Below are 6,916 nucleotides of genomic sequence, written 5' to 3' on the forward strand. Positions count from 1 at the left end.
TTCCTTATTTTGTTTCTGCAAAAACGAGCTGGACTTTCGCCGCCTGGGTTTTATCCCCGGCGAAGATCAGCGCCTGTTCAAGCTCGGTAAACGGGTATTCGGCGCTGAGTAACGGCAGCGGATCGATAACGTTATTCGCCAGCCACGACACTGCGGTGTTGAACTCGGTGGTAAAGCGGAATGAGCCTTTGAGCGCGATCTCTTTGCCGATCAGCATCATCATCGGGAAGTCCGGTACCGCGCCGCCCATGCCGACCTGCACCATCACGCCTTTCGCGCGGGTGACTTCCAGGCAGGTGGTGATTGAGGACGGATGACCGGAGACTTCGAAGCTGACGTCGAAGTAGCCTTTTTCTTTTTTCCACTCATCGAGTGAGTCCTGCTGCGGGTTAATCAGCGTATCGGCACCCATCTGCTGGGCAAGCGACAGCGAACGCGGGCTGATATCAGCACAGACAATCTCTGCCGCGCCGAGCGTTTTCACCGCGCTGACAATCAGGCAACCGATAGGGCCGACGCCGGAGATAAACACGCGCTTACCCTGCAGGTCGCCCGCTTCATGTGCGGCGTGGATCGCGACCGCCAGCGGTTCGGCAAAGGCCATCACTTTTTCATCGGCCTCTTGCGGGTACGGGATACACTGCGCGGTATCGACGGTTTTAAACCGGGTAAAGCCGCCGTCGACATGGGGAAAATACATGGCGCTGCCAAAAAAGCGCATTTCCGTGCACTGGTTTTCTTCGTGCTGCAAACAGTATTTACAGTGGCCACAGGGTTTCGACGGATTAATCGCTACCGACTGACCTTCCTGTAATTCTTTTGAATCGCTGTGCACCACTTTACCAATAACTTCATGGCCTAAAATCATCGGTGCTTTAACGGTAAAATTACCGACTTTTCCTTCCTGATAATAATGTAAATCGGAACCGCAAATTCCCCCGCGGGTAATTTGTACCAGTGTTCCTTTATTATTCCATTCAATATTTTGGTCGGTAATGGCAACAGTTTTCTTACCCGCGACAACGCAGGATTGGGTTTTGACTTGCATAAATGCCTCACTGGTCAGGTAGTAACCTCGGCAGCATTTAAACGGTTTTGAGTGTTATTATTTGTGACACAGGTCACGCTGGAAAATTGTTACACTACAATGTTACGCATAACGTGATGCGCCTTGTAATTCTCATCAGCAGCGCTGAAAAAGCGTGAAATCCTCAATGTGGAAAGCGTAGTATCGCGCCATGGAATATGAATCTGGAGTTTTTTCGATGGCCGGGGAAAGTTATATTTTGATGGGTGTTTCAGGTAGCGGTAAATCTTTAGTTGGCAGTAAAATTGCCGCAGTATTATCGGCAAAATTCATTGATGGTGACGATCTCCATCCCGCTAAAAATATTGATAAAATGTCTGAAGGCATTCCATTAACTGATGAAGACCGACTGCCGTGGTTAGCACGATTAAATGACGCCTCATACAGTTTATATAAAAAGAATGAGACCGGGTTTATTGTCTGCTCGTCATTAAAAAAACAGTACCGCGATATATTGCGTCAGGGCAGTCCGAATGTGCATTTTCTGTGGCTGGACGGCGACTACGAGACCATTCTGGCGCGTATGCAGCGTCGGGCAGGGCATTTTATGCCGGTGGGCTTGTTAAAAAGTCAATTTGACGCGCTGGAGTGTCCGCAGGAGGATGAACGCGATATTGCCCGCATCGATGTGAACCACGACATCGAGCATGTGACGGAACAGTGTCGCCAGGCGGTGCTCGCGTTTCGTCACGGGCAATAGGCTCAGCCCCTTGCGGGACTGAGCCCGGCATCAGAAGTCGGCTTTCAGAACCACGCGGTAACGGGCCTTGCCGTCACGCACGTGCTGGATAGCGTCGTTAATTTGCGACATCGGGTACAGCTCGGTGGTAGGCGACACCTTGCTGCGCCCGGCAAACTTCATCAGTTTGCGCAGTTCGAACGGTGTGCCGGTCGCCGAACCGGAGATGCTGCGATCGCCGGCAATTAAGGTGAATGCCGGCACTGGCAGCGGTTTCATCACCGCGCCGACGGTATGGAAGTTACCGCCGTAGGCCAGCGCTTCAAAATAGGGTTGCCAGTCAAGATCGACATTAACCGTATTAATAATGAGATCAAACTGCCCCGCCAGCGCTTTCAGCGCATCCGGATCGCGGCTGTTGACCACCTTATCCGCTCCCATCGCCAGCACTTCCTGCTCTTTTGCCGGGTTGGAACTGAACGCGGTGACTTCACAACCCATCGCATGTAACAGCTTAATGGCGATATGCCCCAGGCCGCCGATACCGATCACCCCAACGCGGCTGGTGGCAGTAATATGGTGCATCAGCAGCGGTTTGAACACCGTGATGCCGCCGCACAGCAAGGGGCCAGCTGCCGCCAGATCGATACTCTCCGGCAACGGGATCACCCACTGCCAGTCGGCCCGTAGCTTCTCGGCAAAGCCGCCGCGATTGAGGATCGTGGGAACGGACCCTTCCAGGCAGTTAATTTGATTGCCGCTGATACAGGCGTCGCAATGCCCGCAGCTACGCGCCGTCCAGCCAATCCCAACGCGCTGGCCCACTTTCAGCCCCTTATCCTGCGCCGCACTGCCGAGCGCTGCCACTCGACCAATCACCTCATGCCCGGCAACCAGCGGATACTGAGAGAATCCCCATTCGTTGTCGATCATCGACAAATCAGAATGGCAGATACCGCAGTAATCGACCTGCACTTCGACATCTTCCGGCTTTAGCTCGCCCGCATCATATTCATAGAATTCGAGTTCGCTGCCCGCCGCTTTTGCGGCGTAGCTTTTTATCATCGACATCGTGTTTCCCTCAGTGTGGTGTTGAACTGGAAGTGTAGAGCATGGGGAAACGGGACGCTTCGCAGAAGGGGGGATTAAGGCGGTTATTGCGTGGGCTAAACCGTGATGCTGATTGCAGGTACGAAAGGTAATGCTGAAATTTTCAACACTTAGCGAGCCAGACACACGCTGGTGCTTGCATGGTGGCGCATGACAGGTATAATCCACAACGTTTTCCGCATCCCTTCCGTGCCGGAGTGGCGAAATCGGTAGACGCAGTTGATTCAAAATCAACCGTAGAAATACGTGCCGGTTCGAGTCCGGCCTTCGGCACCAAAAGCATGTAAATGGACCTCAACTGAGGTCTTTTTTTATGCCTGAAATCCGCGCCACACAAGGCTTTCCGCGATTTTCCCTTCAGATGAAGTCAACTTAGGTCAACCCACATCAAGTCGCTTGTGAGTATATAACTGAGTATATATGCTGATTCGATAATGTTTGTATACTCACGGCGGTACATGGAAGGAGAACCCTCATGGCTCTGACTGATACTAAAGTCCGTTCGGCAAAACCTGAAGATAATGCAAACCCGCTATCTGATGGTGATGGCCTGTTTTTACTGGTACATGCTAATGGCTCCAAATATTGGCGATTTCGTTTTCGCTTTGGTGGCAAGCAGCATGTGATGGCGTTTGGTGTTTATCCCGAAGTTTCACTGGCGGATGCCAGGAAGAAAAGGGAGGAAGCCAGGAAGCTGGTGGCTGCCGGTATCGATCCCCGCGAACATAAACGTGCAGTGAAAGAAGAACAGGCGAAAGAGATTATTACTTTCGAGAAGGTCGCCCGAGATTGGCTCGCGACCAACCAGAAATGGTCGGAAGATCACGCTGAGCGCGTGAAAAAGAGTCTGGAGGATAATGTTTTTCCGGCGATTGGGACGCGTAATATTGCTGAATTGAGTACCCGCGATTTGTTACTTCCCATTAAGGCCGTAGAGATGTCTGGACGTCTTGAGGTAGCTTCCCGTCTCCAACAACGTACTACGGCCATCATGCGTTATGCCGTGCAAAGTGGACTGATTGATTATAACCCGGCGCAAGAGATGGCAGGAGCGGTTGCTTCCAGCAATCGACAGCATCGCCCGGCTTTGGAGTTAAAGCGTATTCCAGAACTGCTTCAGAAAATAGATGGCTATACCGGAAGACCATTAACCCGTTGGGCAACCGAACTTACCCTGCTTATCTTTATCCGATCCAGCGAGCTACGTTTTGCCCGCTGGTCGGAGATCGATTTTGAAACGTCAATGTGGACGATCCCACCTGAGAGAGAACCTATCCCTGGCGTTAAACATTCTCATCGCGGCTCAAAGATGCATACCCCGCATCTGGTGCCGCTTTCTAAGCAAGCACTGGCGATCCTGAAGCAGATAAAGCAGTTCTGTGGCGAACATGAACTGATTTTTATTGGCGATCACGATCCGCGTAAACCCATGAGTGAAAACACGGTGAACAGTGCGCTGCGGGTGATGGGTTATGACACTAAAGTTGAGGTTTGTGGTCACGGTTTTCGCACGATGGCCTGTAGCTCATTGATTGAGTCAGGGTTATGGTCAAAGGATGCGGTAGAACGACAGATGAGCCATAGGAGCGTAATTCAGTACGGGCGGCATATATCCATAAGGCGGAGTTTATCGACGAACGCAAGCTGATGCTGCAATGGTGGGCTGATTTCCTGGATGCGAACCGGGAGAAAGGGATTACGCCATTTGACTATGCGAAGATCAACCAAGGGTATGGTGAGTGAGTCGGGTGCCGTTATTTCGTGGTTGATGTTTAAATTGAAATGACCAACCAGCCCTCATCGGGCTGGTTGGTCATTGTATTTTTTTACCGTTATTATCAAATTTTCATCTGCTAGGTACAGAGCTGACAGATAAAAAAGATGCCTGCAATAATGCCTTGAATGTACATATAGTTGCGAGCATCATCGCAAATATGTGCTCATGGATTCTTCAATGTAATGACTGCTGACAAAACCCTAAAGCAAGCGATATCAACTATCACCATCTGGCGCAAAGGCGAACAGCGTGCGCCACATAAGCCATTATTGCTGCTGCACGTCCTCTCACACTATCGGCAGGGTCATGATCGCCTGTTTAACTATGGTTCTGAAATCTACGAGCCCTTGTTGGATCTTCTGGAACGTTATGGACCGCAGCGTCGTGACCAGCGCCCGGACATGCCGTTCTGGCGTCTGAAGGGCGATGGCTTTTGGGAACTACAAAACGTGGAACTGTGCCCAACCAATGGTAGTCGCCAGCCACCCCGACGTGAACTCATCGAATATAATGTAGCGGGTGGATTTGATGCCGATAGTTTTGCGTTGGTGGCAAAAAATCACAGGTTAATTGATACGCTGGCGCAGCAGCTCCTGGAGGCGCATTTCCCGGCCAGTATTCAGGAAGACATCGCTGATGAGATGGGGTTTGATATTTGCACCTCTCTCCGTCAACGCGATCCGAAGTTCCGTCAGATGGTGCTACGTGCTTACAATTATCAGTGCGCGATCTGCGGCTTCAACATGCGCCACGACAATGCGCCGATTGCTCTGGAAGCTGTCCATATCAGATGGAAGCAGCACCATGGCCCTTGTGAAGTACCTAACGGCCTGGCATTGTGCGCAATCCACCATAAAGCGTTTGATCGTGGTTCGATTGGTTTGGATGAAAATATGCGTGTGATAGTTTCCGACGCGGTAAATGGTGGTGGGGTGGTGCAGCGGTTGTTCTGGGATTTTGCGGGAAAGGCGATTGCGTTGCCCCCGGTTAAAGAAAATTATCCGGGTGAGCGGTTTGTGGAGTGGCATAGGGAAGAGGTGTTTAGAGGAGAGCATTGATCTGGGGTAGGGCAGTTATTTTGCGTGTGGTATACAAACCATTCAGTTGTACTGGCTCAGGCTTGAGTTGGCACTATTATTAATCAGTATGGAATCTGATCTGGCAGTCGGTTCGTGCCAAGTGCGGATATTGCTAAGCCAGCACATTATTAATTATTTTATTGGGGTTGCTCACGTGTTTTCGTTTTGGAAAAAACGCAAAAACTGGACGGTTTGCTCATTTATGGTTTTAATGACTGCCAGATGCTCAGGTTTTTTCCACTTAATACCGATGACATACAGCAATTTCCGGTAAAAAACGCTGAGTTTTCCCCAAGGATAAAGGATCGCTAACCCATTGCTCATTTGCTCCAACCATATCTGGCAATGGTGGTTTAATTGAGTAGTGTATGTTAATACATCGTTATATTGCTTCTCGAGTTCTGGTTTTAATATACGTAAATTTTCATGCTCTTGCTCAACAAGCTCTTCTTGCTCCTGGAAAGCACGGGCTTTGGTCCATGCACCTTTCGCTGCGAAATAGATAATCGGCACTGCAACGATCCCTCCCAGTACTAACATACCACCGCTCATTCCTGCTCCACCCGCAGCAACTGCACCACCTCCGAACCAGGCAAGTGTCGCATTGGTTGCTGCGACACCGGACAGCGTGCCGATGGCCGTACCAGTAGACGCAGTGCCAATGGCTGAAACAAGCGCCCACGCGCCCAATGCCATTGAGCTACCGACAATCCCACCAAATCCCAAGCTGAGTACGCTGGAATACTGTTGATTAAATTTCTCAATACTCTGCGATGCCTGCATTGTTGGCTGGGACTGTTTATCGAGAGAAAGGGAGGCGGTTTCTAACACTTGCTCGATATGATCCAATCTGGCTTTTACGGTTTTTAGCGTGTCGCCCAATTTGTAAATAGACCCGTTTTAGTTCCAGGCATTTTTTGAGATCCCGGCCAAATGATTGTGTTGCCGATATTCCTCAGGCGTCATATTGTTCAGTGATTCATGCGGGCGTTCACAGTTATATTCTGACACCCATCTTTCCGTGATTTCCCGCACTTCATTCAGCGTTCTGAACAGATAAAAATCGAGTATTTCTGTACGGTATGTTCGGTTAAAGCGCTCAATAAAAGCGTTCTGCGTCGGCTTACCCGGCTGAATAAATTCCAGTTTTACTGCATGTTGCTCTGCCCATTCAGCCAGTGCAA

At 50.3% G+C, this 6,916-nt stretch carries 6 protein-coding genes, 1 tRNA gene and 1 pseudogene; 4 read left to right on the forward strand and 4 right to left on the reverse strand.

From position 1 onward, the window contains the following. Positions 1–4: 4 nt before the first annotated feature. Positions 5–1,048 carry an L-idonate 5-dehydrogenase gene (idnD, locus tag NNN64_RS02400; protein ID WP_271440333.1) on the reverse strand — a complete coding sequence of 348 codons (1,044 nt, stop codon included), beginning with the start codon at positions 1,046–1,048 and terminating at the stop codon, positions 5–7. 217 nt (positions 1,049–1,265) lie between these two features. On the opposite strand from idnD, the gene idnK reads away from it, so the two are divergent. Beyond that, positions 1,266–1,787, forward strand: a complete 522-nt coding sequence (gene idnK / locus NNN64_RS02405) for a gluconokinase (RefSeq protein ID WP_271440334.1) — start codon at positions 1,266–1,268, stop codon at positions 1,785–1,787. A 30-nt stretch (positions 1,788–1,817) separates the two neighbouring features. On the opposite strand, the gene ahr is transcribed toward idnK, so the two are convergent. After that, the gene (gene ahr, locus NNN64_RS02410; protein ID WP_271440335.1) at positions 1,818–2,837 is read right to left on the reverse strand and encodes an NADPH-dependent aldehyde reductase Ahr; all 1,020 of its coding nucleotides are present in this window, start codon (positions 2,835–2,837) and stop codon (positions 1,818–1,820) included. A 230-nt stretch (positions 2,838–3,067) separates the two neighbouring features. Here ahr and NNN64_RS02415 point away from each other — a divergent pair. The 3 genes and pseudogenes from NNN64_RS02415 (at position 3,068) to NNN64_RS02425 (ending at position 5,711) form a co-directional block, all read left to right on the forward strand. Beyond that, a tRNA-Leu gene (locus NNN64_RS02415) sits at positions 3,068–3,152 on the forward strand. 199 nt (positions 3,153–3,351) lie between these two features. Continuing rightward, positions 3,352–4,619, forward strand: a pseudogene (locus tag NNN64_RS02420) (tyrosine-type recombinase/integrase). 216 nt (positions 4,620–4,835) lie between these two features. Next, positions 4,836–5,711, forward strand: a complete 876-nt coding sequence (locus tag NNN64_RS02425; protein WP_271440336.1) for a phosphorothioated DNA-binding restriction endonuclease — start codon at positions 4,836–4,838, stop codon at positions 5,709–5,711. A 171-nt stretch (positions 5,712–5,882) separates the two neighbouring features. Here the strand turns inward: NNN64_RS02425 and NNN64_RS02430 are convergent, their stop codons facing one another. Both NNN64_RS02430 and NNN64_RS02435 read right to left on the reverse strand, forming a co-directional pair. Continuing rightward, positions 5,883–6,614: a hypothetical protein gene (locus NNN64_RS02430; RefSeq protein WP_271440337.1), complete on the reverse strand. Its 732-nt coding sequence runs from the start codon at positions 6,612–6,614 to the stop codon at positions 5,883–5,885. Positions 6,615–6,632: 18 nt separating this feature from the next. Further along, positions 6,633–6,916 (reverse strand): integrase core domain-containing protein (locus tag NNN64_RS02435; protein ID WP_271440338.1); only part of this gene is annotated, 284 nt, incomplete at its 5' end.

Origin of the sequence: Citrobacter sp. Igbk 14 (assembly GCF_028069825.1) — a bacterium.
Lineage (GTDB): Bacteria > Pseudomonadota > Gammaproteobacteria > Enterobacterales > Enterobacteriaceae > Citrobacter.

Excerpts from the sequence above, each read along its gene's own strand:
- idnD (WP_271440333.1), bottom strand. The coding sequence starts at position 1,048 with ATGCAAGTCAAAACCCAATCCTGCGTTGTCGCGGGTAAGAAAACTGTT.
- idnK (WP_271440334.1), top strand. The coding sequence starts at position 1,266 with ATGGCCGGGGAAAGTTATATTTTGATGGGTGTTTCAGGTAGCGGTAAA.
- ahr (WP_271440335.1), bottom strand. The coding sequence starts at position 2,837 with ATGTCGATGATAAAAAGCTACGCCGCAAAAGCGGCGGGCAGCGAACTC.
- NNN64_RS02425 (WP_271440336.1), top strand. The coding sequence starts at position 4,836 with ATGACTGCTGACAAAACCCTAAAGCAAGCGATATCAACTATCACCATC.